Origin of the sequence: Myxococcus dinghuensis (assembly GCF_024198235.1) — a bacterium.
GTDB classification, from domain to species: domain Bacteria; phylum Myxococcota; class Myxococcia; order Myxococcales; family Myxococcaceae; genus Myxococcus; species Myxococcus dinghuensis.
This window is the reverse complement of record NZ_JAKCFB010000038.1, coordinates 61,495-86,119: the sequence shown is the minus strand read 5'-3', so window position 1 is coordinate 86,119 and position 24,625 is coordinate 61,495. Positions and strand designations below refer to the sequence as shown.

At 70.8% G+C, this 24,625-nt stretch carries 22 protein-coding genes and 1 pseudogene; 6 read left to right on the top strand and 17 right to left on the bottom strand.

Annotation, left to right across the window (positions count from 1 at the left end):
* Nucleotides 1-182 (bottom strand): annotated as a pseudogene (locus LZ198_RS33975) (CapA family protein); the annotation flags it as partial.
* A 63-nt stretch (nt 183-245) separates the two neighbouring features.
* On the opposite strand from LZ198_RS33975, the gene LZ198_RS43295 reads away from it, so the two are divergent.
* Both LZ198_RS43295 and LZ198_RS33955 read left to right on the top strand, forming a co-directional pair.
* Entirely contained in the window at nt 246-1,061 is an 816-nt protein-coding gene (locus LZ198_RS43295) for a tetratricopeptide repeat protein (protein ID WP_267145497.1), read from the top strand.
* A gap of 3 nt (nt 1,062-1,064) precedes the next feature.
* Nucleotides 1,065-2,501, top strand: coding sequence for a hemolysin family protein (locus LZ198_RS33955; protein ID WP_253976287.1), 1,437 nt, complete (start codon nt 1,065-1,067; stop codon nt 2,499-2,501).
* 26 nt (nt 2,502-2,527) lie between these two features.
* Here LZ198_RS33955 and LZ198_RS33950 read toward each other — a convergent pair whose 3' ends face one another.
* Nucleotides 2,528-3,241, bottom strand: a complete 714-nt coding sequence (locus tag LZ198_RS33950; RefSeq protein ID WP_253976286.1) for a TapB family protein — start codon at nt 3,239-3,241, stop codon at nt 2,528-2,530.
* Between the two features lie 333 nt (nt 3,242-3,574).
* On the opposite strand from LZ198_RS33950, the gene smc reads away from it, so the two are divergent.
* On the top strand, nt 3,575-7,177 hold the full coding sequence (gene smc / locus LZ198_RS33945) for a chromosome segregation protein SMC (RefSeq protein WP_253976285.1): 3,603 nt from the start codon (nt 3,575-3,577) through the stop codon (nt 7,175-7,177).
* Between the two features lie 158 nt (nt 7,178-7,335).
* Here smc and LZ198_RS33940 read toward each other — a convergent pair whose 3' ends face one another.
* The 6 genes from LZ198_RS33940 to groES all read right to left on the bottom strand — a co-directional run bounded on the left by LZ198_RS33940 (nt 7,336) and on the right by groES (nt 13,210).
* Nucleotides 7,336-8,544 (bottom strand): hypothetical protein, encoded by a 1,209-nt coding sequence (locus tag LZ198_RS33940; protein WP_253976284.1) that lies wholly within the window; start codon nt 8,542-8,544, stop codon nt 7,336-7,338.
* Between the two features lie 38 nt (nt 8,545-8,582).
* On the bottom strand, nt 8,583-9,968 hold the full coding sequence (locus tag LZ198_RS33935) for a sigma 54-dependent Fis family transcriptional regulator (protein ID WP_323383195.1): 1,386 nt from the start codon (nt 9,966-9,968) through the stop codon (nt 8,583-8,585).
* Nucleotides 9,969-10,338: 370 nt separating this feature from the next.
* Entirely contained in the window at nt 10,339-10,746 is a 408-nt protein-coding gene (locus LZ198_RS33930) for a hypothetical protein (RefSeq protein WP_253976282.1), read from the bottom strand.
* Between the two features lie 94 nt (nt 10,747-10,840).
* Nucleotides 10,841-11,098, bottom strand: a complete 258-nt coding sequence (gene grxC / locus LZ198_RS33925; RefSeq protein ID WP_253976281.1) for a glutaredoxin 3 — start codon at nt 11,096-11,098, stop codon at nt 10,841-10,843.
* 144 nt (nt 11,099-11,242) lie between these two features.
* Nucleotides 11,243-12,883, bottom strand: a complete 1,641-nt coding sequence (groL, locus tag LZ198_RS33920) for a chaperonin GroEL (RefSeq protein ID WP_253976280.1) — start codon at nt 12,881-12,883, stop codon at nt 11,243-11,245.
* 36 nt (nt 12,884-12,919) lie between these two features.
* Complete coding sequence (gene groES / locus LZ198_RS33915) at nt 12,920-13,210, bottom strand: co-chaperone GroES (protein ID WP_002640434.1); 291 nt, start codon at nt 13,208-13,210, stop codon at nt 12,920-12,922.
* A 420-nt stretch (nt 13,211-13,630) separates the two neighbouring features.
* On the opposite strand from groES, the gene LZ198_RS33910 reads away from it, so the two are divergent.
* Genes LZ198_RS33910 through LZ198_RS33900 form a run of 3 tightly spaced genes read left to right on the top strand, consistent with a single transcriptional unit; the run spans nt 13,631 to nt 15,407 of the window.
* On the top strand, nt 13,631-14,230 hold the full coding sequence (locus tag LZ198_RS33910; RefSeq protein WP_253976279.1) for a hypothetical protein: 600 nt from the start codon (nt 13,631-13,633) through the stop codon (nt 14,228-14,230).
* 19 nt (nt 14,231-14,249) lie between these two features.
* Nucleotides 14,250-14,891, top strand: coding sequence for a hypothetical protein (locus LZ198_RS33905; protein ID WP_253976278.1), 642 nt, complete (start codon nt 14,250-14,252; stop codon nt 14,889-14,891).
* Nucleotides 14,892-14,927: 36 nt separating this feature from the next.
* Nucleotides 14,928-15,407, top strand: coding sequence for an NUDIX hydrolase (locus LZ198_RS33900; RefSeq protein WP_253976277.1), 480 nt, complete (start codon nt 14,928-14,930; stop codon nt 15,405-15,407).
* Nucleotides 15,408-15,417: 10 nt separating this feature from the next.
* Here LZ198_RS33900 and rpoZ read toward each other — a convergent pair whose 3' ends face one another.
* The 9 genes from rpoZ to LZ198_RS33855 form a co-directional block, all read right to left on the bottom strand.
* Nucleotides 15,418-15,663 (bottom strand): DNA-directed RNA polymerase subunit omega, encoded by a 246-nt coding sequence (rpoZ, locus tag LZ198_RS33895; RefSeq protein ID WP_253976276.1) that lies wholly within the window; start codon nt 15,661-15,663, stop codon nt 15,418-15,420.
* A gap of 114 nt (nt 15,664-15,777) precedes the next feature.
* Entirely contained in the window at nt 15,778-16,131 is a 354-nt protein-coding gene (locus LZ198_RS33890) for a DoxX family protein (protein ID WP_253976275.1), read from the bottom strand.
* 15 nt (nt 16,132-16,146) lie between these two features.
* On the bottom strand, nt 16,147-17,784 hold the full coding sequence (gene pgm, locus LZ198_RS33885; RefSeq protein ID WP_253976274.1) for a phosphoglucomutase (alpha-D-glucose-1,6-bisphosphate-dependent): 1,638 nt from the start codon (nt 17,782-17,784) through the stop codon (nt 16,147-16,149).
* A gap of 97 nt (nt 17,785-17,881) precedes the next feature.
* On the bottom strand, nt 17,882-19,507 hold the full coding sequence (locus LZ198_RS33880) for an AmpG family muropeptide MFS transporter (RefSeq protein ID WP_253976273.1): 1,626 nt from the start codon (nt 19,505-19,507) through the stop codon (nt 17,882-17,884).
* A gap of 113 nt (nt 19,508-19,620) precedes the next feature.
* Nucleotides 19,621-20,577 carry a hypothetical protein gene (locus LZ198_RS33875; RefSeq protein WP_253976272.1) on the bottom strand — a complete coding sequence of 319 codons (957 nt, stop codon included), beginning with the start codon at nt 20,575-20,577 and terminating at the stop codon, nt 19,621-19,623.
* Between the two features lie 11 nt (nt 20,578-20,588).
* Entirely contained in the window at nt 20,589-22,178 is a 1,590-nt protein-coding gene (locus LZ198_RS33870) for a caspase family protein (RefSeq protein WP_407667486.1), read from the bottom strand.
* Complete coding sequence (locus LZ198_RS33865) at nt 22,178-22,942, bottom strand: zf-HC2 domain-containing protein (protein ID WP_253976270.1); 765 nt, start codon at nt 22,940-22,942, stop codon at nt 22,178-22,180. Before LZ198_RS33865 ends, LZ198_RS33870 begins: the two co-directional genes overlap by 1 nt.
* Nucleotides 22,939-23,481, bottom strand: coding sequence for an RNA polymerase sigma factor (locus tag LZ198_RS33860; RefSeq protein ID WP_253976269.1), 543 nt, complete (start codon nt 23,479-23,481; stop codon nt 22,939-22,941). The genes LZ198_RS33865 and LZ198_RS33860 overlap by 4 nt, the downstream gene beginning before the upstream one ends.
* A gap of 25 nt (nt 23,482-23,506) precedes the next feature.
* Nucleotides 23,507-24,493: a hypothetical protein gene (locus LZ198_RS33855; protein ID WP_253976268.1), complete on the bottom strand. Its 987-nt coding sequence runs from the start codon at nt 24,491-24,493 to the stop codon at nt 23,507-23,509.
* Nucleotides 24,494-24,625: the final 132 nt, after the last annotated feature.

The following is a 24,625-nucleotide window of genomic DNA, read 5'->3' as shown; positions in this document are numbered from 1 at the left end:
GTGACGGGCCGGGGGGCGGGCGGGCCCGCGGCCGGCGCCGGGGTGGGTGGGGTCGGGGCGTCCCCAGGGGGGGCCTCCCGGGGGGCCGGGGCGGGCGGCGTGGCGGGCGCCTCCGCGACCGGGGGGGCGGGGCGGGGATGACAGGCGGCGAACAGCAACAGCAGCAGGGCGACGTGGCGCATGGGCGGAGGGAAACTCTACCTTGCACCGGTGTTTGCGCGGCGCGTAGATTGCCCGGCGCTCTCATGGCCCGGGACAAGGACAACATCGCGCTCTCCGACGAGCACAACACTCGTGGAATCGAGCTGGCGGACCGGGGCTGGCTGGACGAGGCCATCAAGGAGTTCAAGAAGGCCATCGACCTGGACCCGAACTCCGCCCATGCGCACGACAACCTGGCCACCGTCTACGCGGAGAAGAAGCTGTTCCGCGAGGCGCTCGGCGAGTACCTCACCGCGTTGAAGCTGGAGCCGGAGAGCGCCACGGCCCACTACAACCTGGCGTGCTTCCTCTCCACCCACGCCGGGGAGATGGCCGTGGAGGAGTACAAGGAGGCCATCGAGCTGGATCCGGAGTACCCGGACGCGCACCTCAACCTGGGCCTCACCTACGCGGACCAGGGCCGGGTCGAGGAGGCGATGCGCGAGCTCCAGACGGCCATCGAGCTGGACTCGCAGGACGCCTTCCCCCGCCACGAGCTGGCGGCGCTGATGATGGACGAGGGGGACTACCGCTCGGCCATCACCCAGTTGAAGGAAGTGGTGCGGCTGGAGCCGGACAACTTCGAGGCGCAGCTGGACCTGGGCATCTGCTACGCCCAGAAGGGCTTCTACGCGGAGGCGGAGCGCGCGTACGAGCGGGCCCGCGCGCTCAACGCGGAGGACCTGCTGCTCAACTACAACCTGTCGGCGCTGTACGCGCTGTGGGGTCGCCCCAAGGACGCGGTGCAGTACCTGCGCGCGGCGCTGGCGGCGGACCGACAGAAGGTCATGGGGTGGCTGTCCACCGACCCCATGTTCGACGCCCTCAAGGGCGACCCCGACTTCGACGCCCTGTTCTGAGCCATGGGAATGGAATGGGTCTTCCTGGGGCTGGCGATCCTCCTGGTCTTCGCCAACGGCTTCTTCGTGGCGACCGAGTTCGCCATCGTGAAGATTCGCGCCACGCGGCTGCAGGCGCTCGTGGACGAGGGCCAGCCGGGCGCGTCGCAGGCGCTGCGGATGGTGGAGAAGCTGGACGCGTACCTGTCCGCCACCCAGTTCGGCATCACCCTGGCCTCGCTGGGCCTGGGCTGGTTGGGTGAGCCCGCGTTCGCGAAGTTGCTGGAGCCGCTGCTCACGCGGCTGGTGCCGGAGGGCGCCAGCGAGACGGTGGCCCACACCGCGTCGGTGGTCATCGCCTTCAGCATCATCACCTTCCTGCACATCGTGCTCGGGGAGCTGGCGCCCAAGAGCCTCGCCATCCAGCGCGCGGAGGCCACCACGCTCGCCGTGGCGCTGCCGATGCGGGCGTTCTACTTCCTGTTCTACCCGGCCATCGTCCTGCTCAACGGGCTGGCGGCGTGGGTGCTGCGGGTCTTCGGCCTGCAGTCCGTGGGCGAGGCGCACGAGGCGCACAGCGAGGACGAGCTGCGCGTCATCCTCCACAGCTCCGCGCAGGCGGGCGCCATCACCACCGCGCGCGCGGAGCTGCTCGAGCGCGCCCTGGAGATGGCGCAGAAGACGGCGCGCCAGGTCATGGTGCCGCGCAACCAGGTGAAGTTCCTCGACGTCGAGGAGCCCCTGGACAAGTGCATCGCGGACGCGCGCGCGGCGGGGCACACGTGGCTGCCGGTGTGCCGGGGCAACCTGGACGAGGTCGAGGGCGTGGTGAACGCCAAGGACCTCTTCTTCCTGCTGTCGCGCGGCGAGCTGCGCAGCCTGGCGCAGGTGCAGCGCCCGGTGTTGTTCATCCCGGAGAACGCCACGCTGGAGCAGTTGTTGGCGGAGTTCCGTCGTCGGCGCCGCCAGACGGCGCTGGTGGTGGACGAGCACGGCGGCACGTCGGGGCTGGTCACCATCGCGGACGTCGTCGCGGAGGTGGTGGGCGACGTGGCGGAGCTGGGCCGGCGCGTGGAGGAGGTCCGCTCGCTGCCAGGGGGGCGCTTCGAGCTGCCGGGCACCGCGCAGTTGGACGACCTCGAGGAGCGGCTCGACGTCAGCTTCGACCTGGACGAGGACGAGGAGGGCGAGGTGACGACCATCGCCGGCTTCCTCATGACGAAGCTGGGGCGCGTGCCGGAGAAGGGCGACTCGCTGCGGCTCGACATGTGGCGCATCCTCGTGGAGGAGGTCGACGGACCCCGCGTGGTGCGCGTGACGGTGGAGCCGCAGTCCCGCGCGGCCCAGGCGCCGCGCACCCCGGCGGACGCGTCCGCGGCGTCCCAGGGCGCGGGGGAGGGCGCGGCGAACGGCTCCGGAGAGGTGCCCCCGGCGTCGTCCGGCGGCGGCGAGTCGAGCTAGGCCGCCGCCCGGCGTTCGCGCCCGGTTCAGGGCGCCTTGGGCTCCTTCTTCGTCGCCACGGCCTTGGGGCCGCGCCGCGCCTTCACGGGCGCCTCCGCCTTGGCCTGCGGGCGCTTCACCTCGAGCAGCTCCAGGTCCGTGCCGTCCGCCGTGGCCAGCTTGAGGATGCCCACGCCCGGCGCGAACCAGACGTGGCTCTCCATGGAGCGGCCCTCGGAGCCCGGGCGGCTGGCGCGCGCGGTGACGAGGTTCTTCACCTTCAGCGCCTTGAACGTCCCGGCGGCCACCGTCACCTCCTCCTCGCCCACCACCGTCGACTCCTTGTCGAACGTGGTGGCGATGATGGGCCGGATGCCGCCCGTCTTCCTCGCCGGCGGCTGCATCTTCACCGACAAGCTGTTCTTCCACGCGCCGCCCGGCACCATCGTCGACGGGGCCGGCATCGCCACGCCCTCGGAGGCCACCACCTGGACGTCCATGCCGGACGCCGACAGCAGCGTGCCCTCCAGGCCGCCCAGCCCCATGCGCACGCCCTCCGCGCTACAGGTTGCTTCAGTCTCGCCCTGGCGCCCCTTGATGCTCACCACGACCTTGCCGCGCAGTCCGTCCGGGGCCGTCACGACGTCGCGCGTCGTCAGCACCAGCTCCGACGACCGGCCCGCCCGGTAGGTGAGCGTCAGCCCTTCCTCCAGGGGGAAGTAGGGGTTGGGGCAGGCGGCGACGGCCTCGACCGCCTGCATGTCAGACCGGGGTGCTACCTCCGGCGTAGGAGACGCTCCCATGAGGAGCGTCATGGCAAGGAAGGGCTGGAACGTAGGCAACCTCCGGAAAAGTCAATGGGAAGGTAGGGTGGGGTGCTCGGGGCGCAAGCCCGTGGGCGCAGTGACCTGCCCGGTCCCCGACAGACAGTGAGCAGGAGAGCAGGCAGCCGCACGTATGGCCATGCGTGGCATGGTCACGCTTGATCGCCCGGAGAGCGGCTGGTACTCCTGCCGAATCGTTCCGAGGCCGATTTTTCGGCCTCGCGCGCGCTTTTCACCTCGGACGTCGAGCGTCCCCAGGAGCCCGCTGGCATGCGTATCAAGCGGTTGGACATCACCGGCTTCAAGTCCTTCATGGAGCGCAGCGTCTTCACGTTCGACGAGGGCGTGACGGGCATCGTCGGACCCAACGGCTGCGGCAAGTCGAACGTCGTGGACGCCATCCGCTGGGTGATGGGGGAGCAGAGCGCGAAGAACCTCCGTGGCCGTGGCATGGAGGACGTCATCTTCAACGGCTCGGAGTCCAAGCCGCCCCTGTCGATGGCGGAGGTGTCGCTCACCTTCCTCGTGGACGACACGGACCAGCTCGCGCCGCAGTACCAGGGGTTCTCGGAGATCACCGTCACGCGCCGCCTGTTCCGCAACGGCGACTCCGAGTACCTCATCAACAAGACGCTGTGCCGCCTGCTCGACATCACCGAGCTGTTCCTCGGCACGGGCGTGGGCACCAAGGCCTACTCCATCATCGAGCAGGGCCGCGTGGGCCTCATCGTCTCCAGCAAGCCGGAGGACCGCCGGCACCTGCTGGAGGAGGCCGCGGGCGTCACCAAGTACAAGGCGCGACGCAAGGCCGCCGAGCGGAAGATGGAGGCCACCGAGGCCAACCTCCTGCGCGTGACGGACATCACCAACGAGCTGGAGAAGCGGCTCGAGACGCTGTCGCGCCAGGCGAAGAAGGCGGAGAAGTACAAGAAGCTGCGCGCGCGCATGCGCGACATCGACCTGCACGCGGCCAGCCACAAGCACCTGGAGCTGCTCGCGGAGAAGCAGGTGCTCCAGTCCCGCCTGGAGAACCTGGGCACCGAGGAGCGCGAGAGCCTGGACCGGGTGAAGGCGCTCGAGGAGGCCATCACCCAGCGCCGCGCGGAGCTGGACGCGGAGGCCGCGGCCCTGCAGGCGCTGGCCGCCGAGGTCCACGGGATGGAGAGCGCCGTCCAGCGCGACTCCCAGGAGCTGTCGTACGGCCGCCGCGACCTGGATGAGACCCAGGCCCGCGCGGACCAGGCCCGCTCCGAGCTGGACGTGCTGCTCGCCCGCCAGGCGGAGATGTCCGAGGCCATGGCCGCGCGCGAGGCGGAGCTGTCCGGCATCGCCGGGGCGTGGAAGGAGGACGAGGTCGCGATGCAGGTGGCGCAGGAGGAGCTGCGCCGCGTGACGCACCTGCAGACGGAGGTCGCGCTGCGGCTGGAGCAGGAGCGCGCGGGGCTGGTCGCCGTGGCCGCGCGCCTGGCCAACCACGAGAGCAACCTGGTCAACCTGGCCCGTCAGCGCACGGACCTGGAGGGCCGTCGCGCCAAGCTGCAGGCGGAGCTGGAGACGCTGCGCGCGCAGGAGTCGGAGCTGGAGTCGGTGCGCGGCGACGTGGCGAAGCGGGTGGAGGACACCCGGCACCTCGCCGCGGAGCTGGCCGAGCGCAAGGGGCAGGAGGAGGAGTCCCTCACCCGCACCCGCGCGGCGTTCACGGAGAACGAGATCCAGGTCATCGCCCTGCGCGAGGAGCTGAGCGACAAGCGCAGCCGCCTGTCGTCCCTGGAAGACATCCAGAAGAACTACGACGGCTTCGACCGGGGCGTGCGCGCCGTCATGGTGCGCGCCGGCACCGTGGCCCGCGAGCAGGGCATCTTCGGCCTGGTCGCGGACGTGCTCACCGTCACCCCGCGCTACGAGCGCGCGGTGGAGGCGGCGCTGGGCGAGCGGCTGCAGCACGTCATCGTCGAGAGCCGGGACAAGGGCGTCGAGCTGGTCGAGTACCTCAAGGGCCACGCCGAGGGCCGCGGCAGCTTCCTGCCCGTGCCCGCGACGGACGCGCTGCCCGTGGTGCTGGAGCCGGACTTCGGGCGCCCGGGCGTCCTGGCGCACGCGCTGCGCGAGGTGACGTGCGAGGAGGCGCTGGCCCCCGTCGTGCGGCTGCTGCTGGGGGACGTGGTCATCGTGCAGGACATGGCCGCGGCGCGCGCGTACGCGGAGGCCGGCGGCCCGGCGTGCACGCTCGTCACGCAGGACGGCGAGGTGTTCCGCGCGGACGGCACCATCGTCGGCGGCGAGCGCGAGGGCGCCGCGGTGGGCGCGCTCCAGAAGAAGCGGGAGATCGCGGAGCTGGCCGGCGAGGTGGCGCGGGTCGAGGAGCGCTACAACGAAATCCTCACCCGCCACTACACGCTCCAGAAGCAGATGGGGCAGTCCGAGGGCGTCCTCAAGGGGCTGGCCAAGAACCAGCACGCCGAGGAGCTGAACCTCGCCAGCCAGGAGAAGGACCTGCACAAGGCGGGCGAGGACCTGGCCCGCGTGCGCGAGCGGGTGCGCGCCCTGGAGCAGGAGGACGCGCAACTGGGGCAGAGCCACACGGCGCTGGCTCACGAGGAGGAGACCAGCCGCGGCGAGGTGGCCCACGGCCAGACGGACCGCGAGGGCCGCGAGGAGCGCGTGCGGCAGCTGGCCCTGGAGCAGGAGTCCCTGCGCCAGCGCGCGGAGACGGCCAACGGGGACCTGACGGGCCTGCGCATCAAGGTGGCGGCCGGCAGCGAGCGCGGCGAGTCCGCGCGCAAGGAGCTGGACAGCCTGGTGACGCAGCGCAAGGAGATGGAGACGCGCGTCTACCGCCTGCAGGCCACGCTGGCCGAGGGCGCCTCGCGCACCGAGGAGCTGGCGCGGCGCACCGCGGAGGTGGAGGCGGGGCTCTCCCAGCGCGTGGAGGCGCACCGGGCGGCGGCCGAGGGGCTGGAGGCCCGGCGCACCGCGCACGCCACGGCGGCCGGCGAGGTTCGCGACCAGGACACCCAGTTCCGCGAGCTGCGCGGCCGGGTGGAGGAGCTCATGCAGGGGCTGGCGCAGAGCTCCCTGCGCGAGCGTGAAATCGCGCTGGAGCTGGAGCACCTGTCGGCCGGCATCCGCGAGCGCCACCAGGTGGAGCTCGCCCAGGAGCTGCACCGCTACCACCTGCTGCCGTCGCTGACGCCGGAGGTGGAGGCGGAGCTGAAGGACCTGCGCGCGCAGGTGGAGAAGATGGGGGAGATCAACCTCACCGCCATCGACGAGCACGCGGAGCTGAACAAGCGCTTCGACTTCCTCAACGCGCAGAAGAAGGACCTGCAGTCCTCCATGGAGCAGCTCCGGGAGGCCATCCAGCGCATCGACGCCACCAGCCGCGAGCGCTTCAAGCAGACCTTCGACGTGGTGAACGAGAAGTTCCAGGCCATCTTCCCCCGCCTGTTCGGCGGCGGGCGCGCCAGCCTCGTCCTCACCAGCGACGGCCCCAACGGCGAGCCGGGCGTGGAGATCGTCGCCCAGCCCCCGGGCAAGAAGCTGCAGAGCGTGAACCTCCTGTCGGGCGGCGAGAAGGCCCTCACCGCCGTGGGCCTCATCTTCGGCATCTTCCTCATCAAGCCCACGCCCTTCTGCCTCCTGGACGAGGTCGACGCGCCGCTGGATGAGGGCAACGTGGGCCGCTACAACGACATGGTGAAGGAGATGAGCAGCCAGTCGCAGTTCATCCTCATCACCCACAACAAGCGGACCATGGAGGTCTCCAACACCCTCTATGGCGTCACCATGGAGGAGCCCGGCATCTCCAAGCTCGTCAGCGTGCGCATCCGCGAGGCCAGCGCCGCCAACGACGACAAGATCACGGCCGCCTGAGGTGGCCGCCACCGCGAGGGGCCGGGACTTCCCCCGGTGCCCCTCGCGGCGCCCCGCGCGCGCGGGGTGACGGAAGACAGGACGCCAGGAACACGGAAGGCGCGGTGGCCCGGTGGTCCGGGCTCCCGCGCCTTCGTGCTTTCAGGCCGGTGAGGGGCCTACTTCTTCTTGGGGTTGTAGCTCACCTTGGGGCACGCCTTCTGGTCCGCCTCGACGCGGGCCTGGGCGTTGGCCAGGTCCTGCTGCGTGTTGGTGAGGGCCGTCTGGCTGGCGGTCTCCACCGGGGCCCAGCCCTCGGCGTCCGTCGCCTTCAGCGACTGGACGAGCGTCACGGAGTCCTGGTCCACGGCCTTCTGGGCCTCCAGCGCGGACACCCAGCCCTTGGCGGCGTCCACCATGGCGGTGCACGTGGTGGTCAGCTCGTTGAGGAGCTTGAAGTCCTTCGTCTTGTTGTACTTCGCGACGGCGCCCTCGAACGCCTCCGCGGCGGCCGCGCGGGCACCGAAGGCGATGGCTGCGTCGGCGGCGCGCTGGTTGCGGACGACCTCGAGCTGGAAGAACTGGAGCTGCGGCTCCAGGTTCGTGGCCGGCTGGGTGGCGCTGGAGTTGAAGTGCACGAAGCGGTGCGGGTAGGTCAGCTTGTCCGTGTTGGACTTGGCCGACAGCGCGAGCATCTTCTGCTTGAGGCACGCGGCGAGCTGGTCACCCTCGGTGCTGCCGGAGGGGTCGAACGTCACCTCGGGGGCCGCCTGGCCCTTGGTCAGCGTCACCTTGGACGTGAGCACCGGGGGCGTCGACGCCTGGTAGCCGGCGTAGCAGTCGCACCAGCCCTGCTGGGCCAGGCGCACCTCGCCGGAGAAGTCCGAGCCGTCGTTCATGCCGAACTTGACGGTGGCGCTGCTGGTGGTGTCGTGCTCGAACGTCGCCGTGGACTCCACGGGCGCGGCGCCCTTGGCGAGCGGCTGCGGCTTGACGCTCTTGTCCACCACACCCTGGATGCACTGCTGGCCCTCGGGCGTGAGGTTGGCGTCACCGGACACCGCGTGCGTGGCGCCCGCGTCCGTCACGGTGGTCTTCACCGTCACCACCGTCTTCTCGGCGGTGCCGCGGGCCTTGGGGCTCACCAGGCACTCGAGCACCGCGGGCCGCGCGGTGAGCATGGCGCCCACGAGGACACCCTGGTTGGAGGGGGGCAGCTTCAGGTCGCGGGGGAAGCAGGTGGCCACGTCGAAGGCGGGCTGGTTGCCAATACGCACGCGCTCCTCGGTGGACTGCGGCTTGGCCGCGCCCTCGGCGCTTTCGGTCTTCTGCTGACCGGCGCAGGCGGCGGTGAAGACGATGGAGGCTACGGCGAGACGACGCAACATGCGGTTTTTCTCCCTGGGGTGATACTGCGAGGGGGCCCTCACTTCTCCAGGCCCTCGGCGTTCTTGAGGTCCTTGAGACGAAGCCCGTTCTTCTTGAGCAGGCGGTAGAGGCTCTGCATCGACAGTCCGGTGCGCTGCTCGGCGGCTTTCATGTCGAAGCCCACGGTACGCATGACCTCGGCGAAGTACAGCCGCTCGAAGTCCGCGAGCACGCGATCCTTCGCCTCGTGGTACGGCATGCCCGTGACGAGCGTGCTCACGTGGTTGCCGGGGGGCTGCCCCTCCGGGCGGCGCGAGGGCTGGGCGAGGAAGTCGAGCCAGCTCGTGTTGCCCGTCTCCTCCATGAGCGCGCCGCGCTCCAGCACGTTGCGCAGCTCGCGCACGTTGCCCGGCCAGTCGTAGCCCTCGAAGAGGGCCAGCGTCTGCGGGGTGAGCGTCACGCTGGCGCGCAGCGTCTGGGACAGGGCCTGCGCCAGCGTGGGCAGGTCCTCGCGCCGGGTGCGCAGGGGCGGCAGGCGCACGCGCGCCACCGCGAGGCGGAAGTAGAGGTCCGCGCGGAAGCGGCCCTGGCGCACGTCCTCCTCCAGGTTGCGGTGCGTGGAGGCGATGACGCGCACGTCCACCGGCACCGGCTGGCCGTCCAGCGAGGGCACCTCGCGCGCCTCCAGCACGCGCAGCAGCTTGCCCTGCACCATGAGGGGCAGCTCGCCCACTTCGTCCAGGAAGAGGGTGCCGCCGCGGGCGGCCTCGAACACGCCGCGCGCCTCCTTGTCCTCCGGGTCGCTGGCGCGCAGCCCGCCGAACAGCTCGCGCTCCGCCTTCTCCTCGGAGATGAGGTTGCAGTCCACGACCTTGAAGGGGCCGTGCCGCCGCGCGGAGTGCTGGTGCACGGCGCGCGCCGCCAGCTCCTTGCCGGTGCCCGTCTCGCCCTCGATGAGCAGGCTCATGTCCTCGCGGGCCACGCGGCGCAGCTCCGTGAAGACCCAGCGCATCTTGTCCGACGTGCCCACCAGCGCGCCGAAGGACTCCGCGCCCGCCAGCTCCATCTCCGTGGGCTTCGCGGCGACCTTGATGGCCAGCTTCGTCTTGCCCAGCTCCACCTTGTCGCCGCGGCCCAGGTACGCCTGGAGCACCTGTCGCCCGTCGATGAAGGTGCCGTTGCGACTGCCGGTGTCGCGCAGGAGCAGCCCACGCGGCGTGCGCTCCACCTCGAGGTGGCGGCGGCTCACCGTGGTGTCCGTCAAGACGAGGTCACAGGCGGGATCCGACCCCACCCGGACCAACCCGCCATCCTGGGGCGTCACCTTCTTGCCCTTGTCGGGACCGGACACCACCTCCACGGTCCACTCGTGAATGGGGATGCGGGTGGTGCGGCCTTCCTTCTCTTCCGTCTGGGTGGTCTGGGTGACCTCGGGCCTGTCCATCATGGGGTCCTCTTTAGGTGCGAGAGGACCGGGCGGGCAAGCCCGGAGCACGAACTGCGCGTGTCCCCCTCGCGGCAAGGCAGCATCCGTAAAAGAATCTTCCCGGACGACTGTCGCACGTGCGCCGCCCGAGGCGCAGCGCCGATACGAGAGCGGAATCACCTGGGTTGGGTGGGGAGGGGACTCCGCGCATTTTCTCGTGGAATGAGGCGCGCGCGGGTCGCTGGCGATGGCCGCCAGGATGTCCACTTCTCCACGCTCCGCGAACCTCGCGGGTTGTGGGCGGGCGCGGCTCGCCCGGGTGCCGCGTGAGGCCACGGGCACGCGCAGGTCGCGCCCACGCTCGTGGCCCTGGGCGCCCGCGAGGACGTCAGTAGTTCGCGGGCGCGTCGCTCGCGGGGAAGGACTCCTTGGAGGCCTCGTCGACGATGTCGTCGGAGCCGCTGCCGCCGGACTTCACGCCTGCCTCGACGGGCGGCTGACGCGCGGGCTGCGGCTTCGCGCGCGCGGCGCCCTTCTTCGCGCGTGGGCCGCCCGGGGCGTCCTTGTCGCCCACCGCGGCGACGCGCGCCCCGAGCAGGTTCTTCGCCCGCTCCGCGAGGTGGCGCTGCTCCTCCTGCCAGTCGCGGAAGAACTGGGCGAGCTCCGGGTCGCCCGCCTGCTCGGCGTCGCGGATGAACTGCTCCGCCGTCGAGGCGCCCTTGAGCAGGTGGTACAGCGTGCTGATGAGGTTGTAGTGCTCGTCCCGGGTTCCCGTCTGCCGCGCGTTTCCCGCCATTTCCGCCTCCCGAGCTGGTGTGGGTTCCACCCGGGGGAAGCTATGCATGGCGCGGCGGGCCACCCGGGGAGGGCGCCCGCCCGGCCGCTCGGGCTCAGGCCCGCAGCATGGGGTCCAGCTTTCCTTCCTTGTCGAGCTGGGCGAGGTCCGAGTAGCCGCCCACGTGCGTGTCGCCGATGAAGATCTGCGGCACGGTGCGCTGCCCTCCGCTCATCTCGACCAGCTTCGCGCGGGTCTCGTCGTCCCCGGTGACGTCCAGCTCCTCGAAGTCCACGCCCTTGCGCTTGAGCAGGTCCTTGGCGCGGACACAGAAGCCACAATAGTTCGTGGTGTAGATCTTCACGGGCTTCACGGTGCTTCCTCCTGTCGTTGAAACCTAAGGGCCCGCCAGGGCCGGCGCCACTTGGACGCATGAAGCACGACGGCCCCCGGCTCCACACGAGGGAACCGGAGGCCGACGCCAGGCAACCGCCCCGGACGGGCCGGGGCGAGGGGCTTACATGCCCATGCCGCCCATACCGCCCATGCCGCCCATGCCACCGCCGGCCGGGGCCTCCTTCTCCTCCTTCGGACGCTCGGCCACCATCGCCTCGGTGGTCAGCATCAGGGAGGCCACGGACGCGGAGTTCTGCAGCGCCGTGCGGCTCACCTTGGCCGGGTCGATGACGCCGGCGGCGAGCAGGTCCTCGTAGGCGCCGGTGGCCGCGTTGAAGCCGTACGCGCCCGTGCCCTCCTTGACCTTGTTCACCACCACGCTGCCCTCGAGGCCGCCGTTGCCGACGATCTGCCGCAGCGGCTCCTCGACGGCGCGGCGGATGATGTCCACGCCGAACTTCTCACCGTCGACGAACGTCTGGCCTTCCAGCGCCTTGAGGCACCGGATGTACGCCACGCCGCCGCCGGGCACCACGCCCTCCTCGACGGCCGCGCGGGTCGCGTTGAGCGCGTCCTCCACGCGGGCCTTCTTCTCCTTCATCTCCGTCTCGGTGGCCGCGCCGACGTTGATGACCGCCACGCCGCCCACGAGCTTCGCCAGGCGCTCCTGGAGCTTCTCGCGGTCGTAGTCGCTGGTCGTCTCCTCGATCTGCGCGCGGATCTGCTTCACGCGCGCCTCGATCTCCTGCTGGCTGCCGGCACCGTCGACGATGGTGGTGTTGTCCTTGTCGACCGTGATGCGCTTGGCCTTGCCCAGGTCCTGCAGGGTCAGCGTGTCCAGCTTGATGCCCAGGTCCTCGGCGATCATCCGGCCGCCCGTCAGGGTGGCGATGTCCTCGAGGATGGCCTTGCGGCGGTCGCCGAAGCCCGGCGCCTTCACCGCCGCCACGTTCAGCACGCCGCGGATCTTGTTCACCACCAGGGTGGCCAGGGCCTCGCCCTCGACCTCCTCGGCGATGATGAGCAGGGGCTTACCGGCGCGCGCGGTCTGCTCCAGGATGGGCAGCAGGTCCTTCATCGACGAGATCTTCTTCTCGTGGATGAGGATGAGCGCGTCGTTGAGCACCGTCTCCATCCGCTCCGGATCCGTCACGAAGTACGGGGAGAGGTAGCCGCGGTCGAACTGCATGCCCTCGACCACGTCCAGCGTCGTCTCGAGGCCCTTGGCCTCCTCGACGGTGATGACGCCCTCCTTGCCGACCTTCTCCATCGCGTCCGCGATGATCTGGCCGATGGTGGCGTCGCCGTTGGCGGAGATGGTGCCGACCTGGGCGATCTCCTTCTTGTCCTTGGTCGGCTTGGCCAGCTTCTTCAGCTCGGCCACGATGACGGCGACGGCCTTGTCGATGCCGCGCTTGATGTCCATCGGGTTGTGGCCGGCGGCCACCAGCTTCGCGCCCTCGCGGAAGATGGCCTGCGCCAGCACGGTCGCGGTGGTCGTGCCGTCACCGGCGACGTCGGAGGTCTTGGAGGCGACCTCCTTGACCATCTGCGCGCCCATGTTCTCGAACTTGTTCTCGAGCTCGATCTCCTTCGCCACCGTCACACCGTCCTTGGTGATGGTGGGGGAGCCGAAGCTCTTCTCGATGACCACGTTGCGGCCCTTGGGGCCCAGGGTCACCTTGACCGCGTCGGCCAGGATGTTCACGCCGCGGAGAATGGCCTCACGCGCGCGTACGTCGAAAAGAAGGTCCTTCGCCATGATGGGGATTCCTTAGGAAAGCAAAGGGGGGTGGGATTACTTCTCGATGACGCCGAGCACATCCTCCTCACGGAGGATGAGGTGCTCCTCGCCGTCGAGCTTGATCTCGGTCCCGGCGTACTTGCTGAAGAGGATGGTGTCGCCGGCCTTGATGTCCAGGGGACGCACCTTGCCGTCCTCCTGCACCTTGCCGTTGCCGACGGCGATGACCTTGCCCTCGAGGGGCTTCTCCTTCGCCGTGTCCGGGATGAAGAGGCCGCCCTTGGTCTTGTTCTCCTCGGCGACCCGCTTGACGATGAGCCGATCCTGCAGGGGACGAATCTTCATGGTCTGCTCCTTGATGGGCGTCCCGTCCGCCGCCCGGGATGTCCGGAGGGCTGGGAGCGCCGCTGGGGGTGAAGATGGGCCGTGACGGCCCGCGGCAATTAGCACTCGTGTCTCGCGAGTGCTAACGCCTAGGCGCGGCGGATAATAACCAGCGAAGTCGACCCGTCAAGCGACGCCGGCCACCCTCATCCCATGCTGCCAACTGCCCGGCATTGCTGTTCTTTTCCCGCCACCGCCCCACCTGGCCCCGCTCCTGCCGGCCGGGCGCGCTGCGGGCTCGGATTGGCACTCTCGATGCGCGAGTGCTAGCGCAAGTGCTTGGAATCATTGAGGTCGGTTTTGCGACGCGATGGGTCGGTTGCTACCGTTCGGTTATTCCCCGAAGGCGCGGTCGGCCCGGCGGGATGGCGGGAGGTGTCGATGAGTCAACTGGTGGCGTCCCTGTCGCTGAAGGAGTTCTTCAAGTCGCTGCTGACCGAGGTCACGACGCGGCAACGGGTGTCGCTGGCGGAGGTGACGGAGTTCTACCTGGTCAACCTCCTGTCGGAGTTCGCGAGCACGGACACGCTGTTCGACCGCGAGGAGGACGGCCGCAAGGCGCAGGAGCCGCTGGCGGTGCTCTACCACCAGGCGCTCCAGCAGGAGCGCGAGGCGCGCATCCGCACGCTGCGGCGGCTGGGGGACGTCTCGCTCTACACCGTGGGCTTCTTCTCCGGCGCGCTCGAGGGCCGGGTGGTGGGGCCGGACTATTACATCCAGATGGGGGGCACCGCGTACGGGCAGGTGGCGGACCTGTCCCCGGCGGCGGGCTTCGCGGGGGTGTACCGCGAGCTGCGCGACAAGTTCCGCGCGGTGGTGGAGGTGCTGGAGGAGATCTCCGCGCGGGGCATGGTCCAGGCCGGGCCGAGCGGCGCGCTGAAGGTCTACGAGTCCTGGGTGCGCACCGGCAACGACCGCCTGGAGCGCGTGCTGGTGGACGCGGGGATGATGCCGCGCGCCAAGGGACGGCTCGCGAACTAGGCGGAGGCGTCCAGCCATGATGATTGGCCACGTTCAGGACCACCTGGAGGCCATCTACGGCTTCACCTGCGAGGCACGGGCGGAGGTCTTCGTGGTGGACACGGAGGCCGCCGTCCTGCTCGGCGCCACGGGCCGCAGCGACGAGGAGCTGCTGGTCCACGAGTCGGAGGACGCGCTGGAGCTGGCGCTGTACCTGTCCCCGGCGCTGCTCGACCGGCTCAAGCCCTACGAGGCCGGACCGCTGGGGTACGTGTTGGATGGCGACCTGGCCGGCTACTGCCAGGTGGCGGAAGGGGTGAGCCACTTCCTCTACATGGCGCACACGGCGGCGCACGGGCGGACGGTGTCGCTCCTGGAGCTGGAGGCGCAGGCGGAGGTGGACAAGTTCGCGGTGTGCCTGCTGCACCGTTGGGGCGAGGGGGTGGGGGCCTGGTCCCAGGAGCTCCTGACGCGGCTGTTCGACCGGGTGTCGTACCGGGACCGGCTGTCCACCCAGGAGCGCTGGCGGTACGAGGAGGCCAACCGGGTGTCACGGCGGTTCTGCTCGCGGTTGATGGGGCACGTCGCCGGGAGGCGGTTGGACCGGCTCCTCGGGGACCTGCGCTACGCCTACCGGCTGGGCGCGGAGGCGAAACTGCGCCACTTCGCGCACGGTGGTTGAGCACCCGCCCACCTGCTTCGGTTAGGGTAGGTGGGCATGCCACGCGAGGCGTCCGCAGGCGGGATTGTCATCCGGGAGAGTGACGGCACCTGGGAGGTGGTCGTCATCCGTCCCCATGGCCGTCCCTTGTGGGCGCTGCCCAAGGGCCACGTGGACCCGGGGGAGAGCCCGGAGCAGACGGCGAGCCGGGAGGTGCACGAGGAGACGGGGCTGACCGCGTCGCTCGTCGCGCCGCTGGGGGAGATCCGCTACGTCTACCAGTTCCGCGGGCAGCGCATCTTCAAGCGCGTGCACTTCTTCCTCTTCCGCTACCAGGAAGGGGTGCTGGGGCCGTTGCCGGGGCCGCGCGTGGAGGTGGACGAGGTGCGCTGGGTGCCGGTGGGACAGCTGGTGCCCCTGCTCGGCTACAAGGGAGAGAAGGCCGTCGCCGCGCGCGCCGTGCGGTGGATGCGCGCGCAGGGCCTGCTCCCGGAGCCCCCCTCCCCGGCGCGCAAGCCGGTGGAGGAGGGGAACTAGCAGCGGGACTTCAGGGGGCCTTGCCCGAGGGGTCGCCGGCGTACTTGCCGGACAGCGCCTCGCGCACGTCCCGGTCGAACTTCACGTGGCCGGTGGCGACCTCGCGCAGCGACAGGACGGGGGGCTTGTTCTTGGACTGCTCGATGATGGGGCGGGCGCCGGCCATCAGCTGGCGCGCGCGCTTCGCCGCGAGCAGCACCAGCGCGAACCGGTTGTCGACCAGGGGGAGGCAGTCTTCGACTGTGACGCGGGCCATGGAACGTCCTTCGGATTTCGGTGGGGCTACGAGAAACGCTGAAAACTAAAGAGCCCCCCGGGGGGAGTCAAGGAAGGACGACCGGGAGGGCTGGCGGGCGGACAGGCGCCGCGCTCAGGTGTACCACCCCGCCCAGAGGATCAGCACCAGTTGGAGCGGCAGCCGCAGCCAGAGCAGCGGCCGGGGAATCTTCCGGAAGCGCTCCGGCTCGAGGGCCATCTGGAGGTTGGCGGGGAACACGGCCAGGAACAGGGCGATGAGGCCCCAGGCGGCCCACACGCGGGTGGCGGGCACCAGGAGTCCCACGCCCAGCACGACCTCCGCCACGCCGCTCCAGAACACCAGCGGCCCATGCCACGGGAGCCAGCCCGGCATCATCCGGACGTAGACGCGGGGGTGGACGAAGTGGTTGACGCCCGCGGCCACCATGAAGAGGCCGAGGACGTACATCAGGATGTCTTTCACCATGGAGGGTCGGGGGCTTCAGGCGGCGGCGAAGGCCGCGTCGACGATGGCGCGCGCCTCCTGGAGGATGGCCTGGAGATGGGCCTCGTCGCGGAAGCTCTCCGCGTAGATTTTGTAGACGTCCTCGGTGCCGGAGGGGCGCGCGGCGAACCAGCCGTTCTCCGCGACGACCTTGAGCCCGCCGATTTCGGCGTCGTTGCCGGGGGCGCGGGTGAGGCGCTGGAGGATGGGCTCGCCGGCCAGCGTGGTGGCCTTCACCGCGTCCGGCGACAGCTTCTTGAGCACGGACTTCTGCGCGGGCGTGGCCGCCTGGTCGATGCGCGCGTAGTACGGCGTGCCGAAGCGCGCCGCGAGCGCCTGGTAGTGCTCGCCCGGGTCCTTGCCGGTGCGCGCGAGGATCTCCACCGCGAGCAGGTCGAGGATCATCCCGTCCTTGTCGGTGGTCCACGTGGTGCCGTCGCGGCGCAGGAAGGACGCGCCCGCGCTCTCCTCGCCGCCGAAGCCGAGCGAGCCGTCCAACAAACCCTCCACGAACCACTTGAAGCCCACCGGCACCTCGACGACGCGGCGGCCCAGGTCCTTGGCCACGCGGTCGATGAGGCCGCTGCTCACCAGCGTCTTGCCGACGGCGGTGCCCGCCTTCCACCCGGGGCGGTTCTGGAACAGGTAGGAGATGGCCACGGCGAGGTAGTGGTTGGGGTTCAGCAGCCCCAGGGAGCGCGTGACGATGCCGTGCCGGTCCGAGTCCGCGTCGTTGCCGAAGGCGATGTCGTACTGGTCCTTGAGCCGCACCAGGTTCGCCATGGCGTAGGGCGACGAGCAGTCCATGCGGATCTTCCCGTCGTGGTCCACCGGCATGAAGCGGAACGTCGGATCCACCGTGGGGTTCACCACCTTCAGGTCCAGCCCGTAGCGCGCGGCGATGGGCTCCCAGTACGCGACGTTGGAGCCACCGAGCGGATCCGCGCCGATGCGCAGCTTCGCCCCGCGCAGCGCCTCCATGTCCACCACGGACGCCAGGTCCTCGACGTACGGGGTGACGAAGTCGTGGGGCTTCACGGTGGACGCGACGCGGGCCCGTTCGTAGGGGATGCGCTGGACGCCCGCGTTGCCCGCGCCGAGCAGCGCGTTGGCGCGCTTCTCGACGCTCGCGGTGATGTTCGTGTCCGCGGGGCCGCCGTTGGGCGGGTTGTATTTGATGCCGCCGTCCTCGGGCGGGTTGTGGGACGGGGTGATGACGATGCCGTCCGCGAGCCCCGCGGCGCGGCCCCGGTTGTAGGTGAGGATGGCGTGGGAGATGACGGGCGTGGGCACGAAGCCGTCGGTGAAGCGCACCTGCACGCCGTTGGCGGCCAGCACCTCCAGCGCCGTCCGCTGCGCGGGCAGGGAGAGCGCGTGGGTGTCCATGCCCAGGAAGAGCGGCCCGTCGATGCCCTGCTGCCGGCGGTACTCGCAGACGGCCTGGGTCACCGCGACGATGTGCGCCTCGTTGAAGCTGGTTCGCGCGGACGAGCCCCGGTGGCCCGAGGTGCCGAAGGCGACGCGCTGCTCGGGGATGCCCACGTCGGGCGTCTCCGTGTAGTAGCGGGCGCGGAGCTTCTCGGGGTCGATGAGGAGGTCTTCCGGAGGGAGCTTGCCTGCGAGGGGATGGGCCATGTCGCCGCCACCATAGGCACGCGGCGCGGCGGATGGATCCCCGTTGTGGGGGGCCTGTCGTCGGGTGGACCCGGACCCGCCCCGGAAGGTCCGGGGCCTACGAGCCAGCGGGGCTGGAGGCCGGGGGGGCTTCCTGCTCGGGAAGGTAGAAGGCCCCGGAGCGCGCGGCCAGCACGGCCGCGGTGAGCATCCCCACCACGAGCCCGAGCACGACGATGCTCGCCAGCGTCACCCAGTCCGTGACGGACGCGGGCTGGAACAACTGGGCGAAGGGCGTGCCGTAGTCGAAGCCCTGCGCGGGCGCCTTGCGGAAGTTCTGCAGCGCGGTGAGCAGCGCCGACGTGGCCGCGCCCACGCCCATGCCCACCACCGCCGCGAACGTCGCGCTCCCCCACAGCACGGAGCGGCTGACCGGCTGCGCCGTGGGCCGCGTCTGGACCTCGAAGTTCGGATCCCTCACGCCCAGCGGGACGAAGCGCGCCAGCAGCAGCAGGCCGGGGATGCCGCCCACCATGGTGAACCAGAAGAAGGCCTCCCAGCCGATGGAGTACACCATGAAGCCGGCGATGGGCCCCGCCAGCACGCGGGGGATGGAGAAGAGGCTGGAGAGCAGCGCGAACTGCGTGGCGGAGAAGCGCTTCTGCGTCAGCCGCATCAGCAGCACGGAGAAGGCGCCGGTGCCCAGGCCCTGCGTCACCTGCTCGAAGCCGATGGCGCTGTACATGAGCCACACGTTGGGCTCGCCCGCGCGCGCCACCAGCACGTAGCCCAGGTTGGAGACGATCTGGATGACGCCGAACACCCACAGCGCGCGGCCCAGCCCGAGCACCGTCGTCCACGCCCCGCCGATGAGCGTCCCCGCGATGGTGCCCACCAGGCCGAGCGTGCCCAGCGCCACGCCCCGGTGCAGGTCGCTGTAGCCCATGTCCACCAGGAAGGGACGCAGCAGCGTGCCCCCCAGGTTGTCCGCCAGCTTGTAGAGGAAGACGAAGGCCAGGATCTCCAACGCGCGGTGGCGCGACAGGAAGCCCACGAACGGATACCAGACGGCGTCCTTGAGCGACGTCGGAGGGATGGGCTTCTCCTCCGGCTCCGGCGCGAAGCGGGTGACGATGATCATGGGCAGGAACAGCACCGCCAGCCCGATGACCACCGCCTTCCACGACACGCGGCCCGCCAGGGTGATGGCCGCCGAGCCCGCGATGAACATCGCCGCGCGGTAGAGCGCCACGCGCGCGCCCACCGCCACGCCCTGCTCGTCCCTGCGCAGCACCTCCACCGCGTACGCGTCGATGGCGATGTCCTGCGTCGCCGCCGCGAACGCCACCGCCATGGCGAGCGCGCCCACCACCCACGCCGTCTGCGGGTGCTCGCCCACGCCCGCCAGCATGAGCGTGGTGATGAACAACGCCACCTGCGCCACCGCCATCCAGCCGCGGCGCCGTCCCCAGAAGGGTGGCACGTACCGGTCCATCAGCGGCGACCAGAGGAACTTGAACGTCCACGGCGCCTGCGCCAGCGTGATGAGGCCCACCACGCGGATGTCCACGCCGATGCTGCGCAGCCAGTCGGGGATGGCGATCCACACGAGGCCCAGCGGGAGGCCGGAGGAGAACGACAGCAGCGTCACGGCGGCCGTGCGCCAGGACGCCATGGCCCTGGCCAGGCTGGCCCACGTTCCCGGACGCTCCGCCCGCTCCCCGCTCTTCACCGCTTCGCTCATGGCGGCGGACTCTATACCAGCTGTCTCCTACCCCGAGGGTCTCCTGGCGGTTCTCGGCCGAGGAGCGGCCAGCCCGGTACGGGACTCTCCGGAGGCCCCCGGCCGCACGCCTGCTACGGGTCCAGCGCCGACACGTCCGGGCACGTCGTCCGGTCGCCCTCGGTGGGCGTGAAGAAGTCCCAGCTCCGGGCGATGAACGTCACGCGGCCCAGTCGGTCCCAACATTCGGTGTACTTCGCCCCGGTGATGTCGCCCCTGAGCACCTCGAGGCTGCCCAGCCCCCGCCCGTCGGGCGCCCACCGCGTGGTGAGGGCCACGTCCTCCGGCTGCCCCCCTGGGACGAGGTCCGTGCCGCCTATCTCGAACGTCATCTCCACGACGCTCCCCGCGCCCTCGCGGAACACGTACTTCGCGGGCAAGAGCGCGGGCAGGGCGTAGTCGAACACCAGCTCCACGCGCGTGGGCAGCGCCTGGGTCTGGTAGTGGATCTCCAGCCGGTCCAGCGCCTCCATCCCCGTGGTGAAGGCCTTGCCGCGCGCGCGGCCCGTCTCCAGGGAGATGTCGCCGGTGCCCTTGCGGATGCCCGCGTCGGCCTGGAACGCGCCCACGAGGAAGGCCCACCACGCGTCCTCGCCCTGGTTCGTCCGGCGGTACTCGAGCTGGTAGTCGAACCGCTCCCCGGCGCGCGTCATCACGAACCGCGTGTCGAAGCCCGGGTGGTTGTTGTCGCGGTACGGACCCCAGATGCGTCGGTCCGGCTCGCGCCGGGTGGGGGGCAGCTGGCGGATGGCCTCCAGGAAGGACAGCAGCCCGTCCACGCCCTCGTTGAACTCCTGGCCTGTCTCGTCCGTGTCGCCCACCAGCTGCGACGCCTCGCCCAGCCTCACCGCCAGCGCGCCCTTGTCGGGCGAGAGCCGCTGGCCCGCGCCTTTCTGCCGTCCGCCGGGCAGCTTCACCGCGAGGTCCTCGCGCTGGGGCAGGGCGTTGAGGAACTCCAGGTCGTCGTTGGAGAAGTCGCCGCCACACGCGCTCATCGCGAGACACAGGCAGGCCAGCACGGGATATCGCATCGCGCGCTCCTTCATGGCTGGTAGGTGACGAGCGCGCCCAGCTCCCAGAAGCCCAGGGAGCGCTGCTCGTCCACGGTGTAGAGGAGATAGTGGAGCCGGGCTCGCCCCGTCAGGTGCAGGTGCCGCAGCGGCTGCCAGCGCAGGCCCGCGACGAGGCCCGGGGAGAACATGGCGTACTTCTGGTCCGGCAGGCTCGCGTCCTCGAAGTCGCGTCGCATCACGAGGTACGCCATGCGCGCGCCGACGAAGGGTGCCACGCGGCCGTGGGGCCACTCTGAAAAGAGCGTCGTGCCCAGGCTCGTCACCGAGTACCGGTACGCCGGCCCCGACAGCGTGGGCAGCGCCAGCAGCGCCTGCTTGCCGCCCACCGCCACGTCCACGCCCCACACCCAGTCGCGGCGGAAGTAGTCGTGGAGTTGGGCCTCCGCGCCCACCATGCCCACCGACAGGAAGAGCGACTCGCGCGTGGGCGCGTCGAAGAAGGACTGCATGCTCCCGGACAGGCCCACCGTCCACCACGAGCCGCCGTCGGGGGCCACGCCCTTCACCGGGTCGTCGGAGAACGGCGCGTCACGCAGCCGCGACTCCTCCAGCACCGCCTGCCGCCCGCGAGACACCTCCACCTCGCCGATGCGCAGCCGGTCGCTCATCCGTCGCTTCACGCGGTAGGTGCCCGGCGCCAGCGCCACCCGGCGCTCCACGTCCGGCGTCTTGTCCAGCTCCGCGACCACCAGGCCCGCTGGATCCACGAAGTAGTACATGCCCGCGGGCGCGAGCCCCGGTACCACCAGCCCCTCGCTGCTGGCGCGCAGGTCCGTCAGCACCACGTCGCCGTTGCCCGCCAGGTCGTAGCTGAACGTGGGGTGCTGCGCGCCCGCGCTGCTGGCCGCCGTGTCCGCCACCGTGCGCGCATAGGCATGCGAGTACGCCTCGAACAACGTCACGCGCCCGTCGCCGCTGCGGTCCGCGTCGCCCAGCAGGCCGCTGGCCAGGTGGTGCGAGAAGTAGCTGCCCCCCAGCGCGTCCGACTCCTGCGAGTCCTCGTCCGCCGCGCTCGAGGTGAGGATGACCAGTCCCCGCGCGTCGTGGGACGCGCCGGAGTCGAGCTCGAACGCCGGGGCCCTGCGCGCGCCCTTGGTGCGCGTCAGCGCGCCGGAGCGACAGGAGTCCAGGATGGCGATGCGGATGTCCGCCGGCGCCCCGGCCAGCCGTCGCTTGAGGTCCTCGAACCCCAGGCGCGAGTTCCCCAGCCGCAGCGCGCCGTCCTTCGCGTGTCCGGAGTAGTAGACGAGCAGCGCCGTGCGCTCGCCGCGCGCCTGCGCCTCCCGCGATCGGGCCTCCAGCTCCGTCAGCGCCGCCAGGAAGCCCTTGGACGACTCATCGAGCAACAGCCGCCCGTCACCCGGGGCCACGCCCCCCAGCCGAGACAGCAGGGCGTGCATCTTCCGCGCGTCGCCCCGCGCGAAGCGCAGCGGGCGCGTCTCCTCGCCGCCCTCGTCGTTGCCCACCACCAGCGCGAAGCGCCGCAGCCCCTCCGCGTGGGACACGGGCGCCACGAGGACCAGGACCAGGGCCAGCCAGCGCTGGAGGGCGGCGCGCATCATGGCTTGAGCAGCACCCAGTGCGTCTGCTCGCCCGGGACGGCGAGCGCCGGCAGGTGCTCCAGATCTCCATTGGCGTTCATGAACGCGCCGCGCGCGGCTTCCACGAGCGTCTCCACGGCGAGCGGCTCGTCGCTGAGCACCAGCACCACGCGCTCGACGCCGGAGCCGGTGAACTCCCAGCTCCCCGGCAGCCACTGCATCGCGTCCCCGGGCTCCACCGGCGCGCTCTGCCCGGACTCGGGATGCAGCGCCGTCACCTCGCCGATGGCGTCCACGGACACCGCCGCGACGTAGCGGTGCGTGCCGGCCTTGTAGCCCAGCATCACCCGCTCGCCGGAATCCAGGGCCTCGGGCGCGTCCACCCGGGCCTCGCGCTGCGGGCCGGGGCCGCCGCCGATGCGCAGCTCCGCCTGGGTGTCGCTCCCCTTGCTCCGGTCCCAACCCCGCTCCTGGGAGAGCAGGGGGCGCGCGAGCACCATCACCAGCACGCTGGCCGCCAGCGCGACGGCGGGCCCCACCCAGCGGCGCGGCAGGCCCGGGCGTGTGGCCCGCTGGCGCTCCTCGGCGCGACGCACCCCCGCTTCGAAGTGCTCGAAGGAGAGGGCGGCCTCGAACCCGGCCTGCTCCTGCTCCAGGGCGCGCAGCGTGGCGCCACAGGCCTCGCAGCCCGCCACGTGGGTCCGGATGCGCGCGGCGTCGGCGGCGGGGAGCTCCCCGGCGCGCAGGCGGCGCAGTGTCCACTCCGACTCGTGCGCGCTCATCGGACCCTCAGTTCCTCTCCGCCCAGTTCGGCGAAGCGCTCCAGCCGCTTGCGGATGGTGGGCACGGAGCGCCCCAGCACCGCGGCCACCTCTTCCAGTGTCATCCCATCCACGTGGTAGTGGACCACCGCCGCCTGGGTCTCCAGGTCCACCCTCGACAACAACCTGCGCACCAGGTCCCGCGTCTCCATCTCGCCCTGGCCACCGTGCGCCTCCGACCTCGCCGCCGCGTCCCGCTCGAACCAGCGCCGCCACGCCGCCTGCTCCGAACGCAGCACGTTGAGGCAGTGGTGCGTGGCGATCTTCATCAACCACGTCAGCGGCGAGGCGTCCGCGCGGAAGTCCTCCACGTGGGTGAGGGCGCGCGCGAAGACATCGTGCATCGCGTCCTCCGCCTTCGCCGCGTCCTTCAGGAGATAGCGGCAGCGCCCCAGGACGCTGCCACCATGCTTCGTATACAGCTCGCGCAGGACGTCTCGCCGGTCCCCCTGGGGACCACCCTGGATGACCCGGAGGGCCGGCTGACTCGTTCCCGTCACGCGCCGCAGACTACCGCGACCGGCGTCACAGCGTGGAGTAGACCGCCGCGTCGAAGCCGCCGCAGGCCGCCACCGTTCCATAGCCCACGAACGGGTTGTAGCTGGCCGCGTAGTAGACGCTCAGGAACGACGAGTCCCAGCACTCGTTGAGGGTGGCCTCACCGTGCAGGTCCCCGCCCGACAGCTTGATGTCCGAGCGGCCGGCGCCCGAGTGCTCCCAGCGGCTCTTGATGGCCAGCTTCTCCACCTGCGACAGGGTCGGGTCCAGGTCGATGTTCTTCTTGATGACGAAGTCCAGCTCACCGCCGTCGCCCGGGGTGCGCGCGTAGCGGTAGTTCGCGTCCAGCCGCTGGCCCTGCGCCTCGTCGTCACGCACCTGGTGGAAGTCCGCCTCCACCGTGGCCACCGTCGACGCGCCCGTGCGCGAGTAGCGGACCTCCAGCGAGCCCACGTCCCGGGTGTCGTTGCCCGGCAGCGTGCCGTTGCGGTCCCAGTCGATGAGGAAATCGCCGGAGCCATAGCCCGGCTTGCGCTCGCCGTCGCCGTCCACCGCGGCCGTGTGCGAGCCGGACAGGATGGTCTGGTACGCGGAGTCGTCCTGCGACTTGCCCTTGCCCGCGAGCGCGTACGAATACGTGTCGTCGTCGGTGCGCGTGACGGTCAGCTTCCACGTCACCAGGCTGAGCGGCCCCGAGTACGGCCCCCACACGGCGACCTCTCCCTCGATGGCGCTGGGCGGGTGACGGACGATGTCCTGGATGAGGTCGAGCACCCACAGCGTGCTCCCGTTCACCGACACCGCGGCGGCGGCCGTGAGCGCGAAGTTCTCCGACAGCTGGTGCTCGCCGTAGTACGCGGACGTCAGCCCCTGGCCGCCCTTCTGCGGGGACTTCATCTCCACCATCTCCTTGGACGGCAGTCCCTGGCGGAACGACTCCTCGTCGTTCTTCGCGTCCTTGCCGCATCCGGCGATCGTCAACGCGGCGGCACACAGCAGGCTCTTGCGCAGCATGGTCCTTCTTCCTTTCGGAGGCCCCCGGAGGGCCTTGCGGCAGCGTGTTCGCCCCTATGGACACGGCTCCTCCGGAAAACAGAAAAGGCGCCTGCTCGTGCCAGGGATGGGCCTGATTCCAAGGGGTTGGAA

Coding starts and splice junctions, on each gene's coding strand:
- LZ198_RS43295 (WP_267145497.1), top strand. CDS start 246: ATGGCCCGGGACAAGGACAACATCGCGCTCTCCGACGAGCACAACACT.
- LZ198_RS33955 (WP_253976287.1), top strand. CDS start 1,065: ATGGGAATGGAATGGGTCTTCCTGGGGCTGGCGATCCTCCTGGTCTTC.
- LZ198_RS33950 (WP_253976286.1), bottom strand. CDS start 3,241: ATGCAGGCGGTCGAGGCCGTCGCCGCCTGCCCCAACCCCTACTTCCCC.
- smc (WP_253976285.1), top strand. CDS start 3,575: ATGCGTATCAAGCGGTTGGACATCACCGGCTTCAAGTCCTTCATGGAG.
- LZ198_RS33940 (WP_253976284.1), bottom strand. CDS start 8,544: ATGTTGCGTCGTCTCGCCGTAGCCTCCATCGTCTTCACCGCCGCCTGC.
- LZ198_RS33935 (WP_323383195.1), bottom strand. CDS start 9,968: ATGGACAGGCCCGAGGTCACCCAGACCACCCAGACGGAAGAGAAGGAA.
- LZ198_RS33930 (WP_253976282.1), bottom strand. CDS start 10,746: ATGGCGGGAAACGCGCGGCAGACGGGAACCCGGGACGAGCACTACAAC.
- groL (WP_253976280.1), bottom strand. CDS start 12,883: ATGGCGAAGGACCTTCTTTTCGACGTACGCGCGCGTGAGGCCATTCTC.
- groES (WP_002640434.1), bottom strand. CDS start 13,210: ATGAAGATTCGTCCCCTGCAGGATCGGCTCATCGTCAAGCGGGTCGCC.
- LZ198_RS33910 (WP_253976279.1), top strand. CDS start 13,631: ATGAGTCAACTGGTGGCGTCCCTGTCGCTGAAGGAGTTCTTCAAGTCG.
- LZ198_RS33905 (WP_253976278.1), top strand. CDS start 14,250: ATGATTGGCCACGTTCAGGACCACCTGGAGGCCATCTACGGCTTCACC.
- LZ198_RS33900 (WP_253976277.1), top strand. CDS start 14,928: ATGCCACGCGAGGCGTCCGCAGGCGGGATTGTCATCCGGGAGAGTGAC.
- rpoZ (WP_253976276.1), bottom strand. CDS start 15,663: ATGGCCCGCGTCACAGTCGAAGACTGCCTCCCCCTGGTCGACAACCGG.
- LZ198_RS33890 (WP_253976275.1), bottom strand. CDS start 16,131: ATGGTGAAAGACATCCTGATGTACGTCCTCGGCCTCTTCATGGTGGCC.
- pgm (WP_253976274.1), bottom strand. CDS start 17,784: ATGGCCCATCCCCTCGCAGGCAAGCTCCCTCCGGAAGACCTCCTCATC.
- LZ198_RS33880 (WP_253976273.1), bottom strand. CDS start 19,507: ATGAGCGAAGCGGTGAAGAGCGGGGAGCGGGCGGAGCGTCCGGGAACG.
- LZ198_RS33875 (WP_253976272.1), bottom strand. CDS start 20,577: ATGCGATATCCCGTGCTGGCCTGCCTGTGTCTCGCGATGAGCGCGTGT.
- LZ198_RS33870 (WP_407667486.1), bottom strand. CDS start 22,178: ATGCGCGCCGCCCTCCAGCGCTGGCTGGCCCTGGTCCTGGTCCTCGTG.
- LZ198_RS33865 (WP_253976270.1), bottom strand. CDS start 22,942: ATGAGCGCGCACGAGTCGGAGTGGACACTGCGCCGCCTGCGCGCCGGG.
- LZ198_RS33855 (WP_253976268.1), bottom strand. CDS start 24,493: ATGCTGCGCAAGAGCCTGCTGTGTGCCGCCGCGTTGACGATCGCCGGA.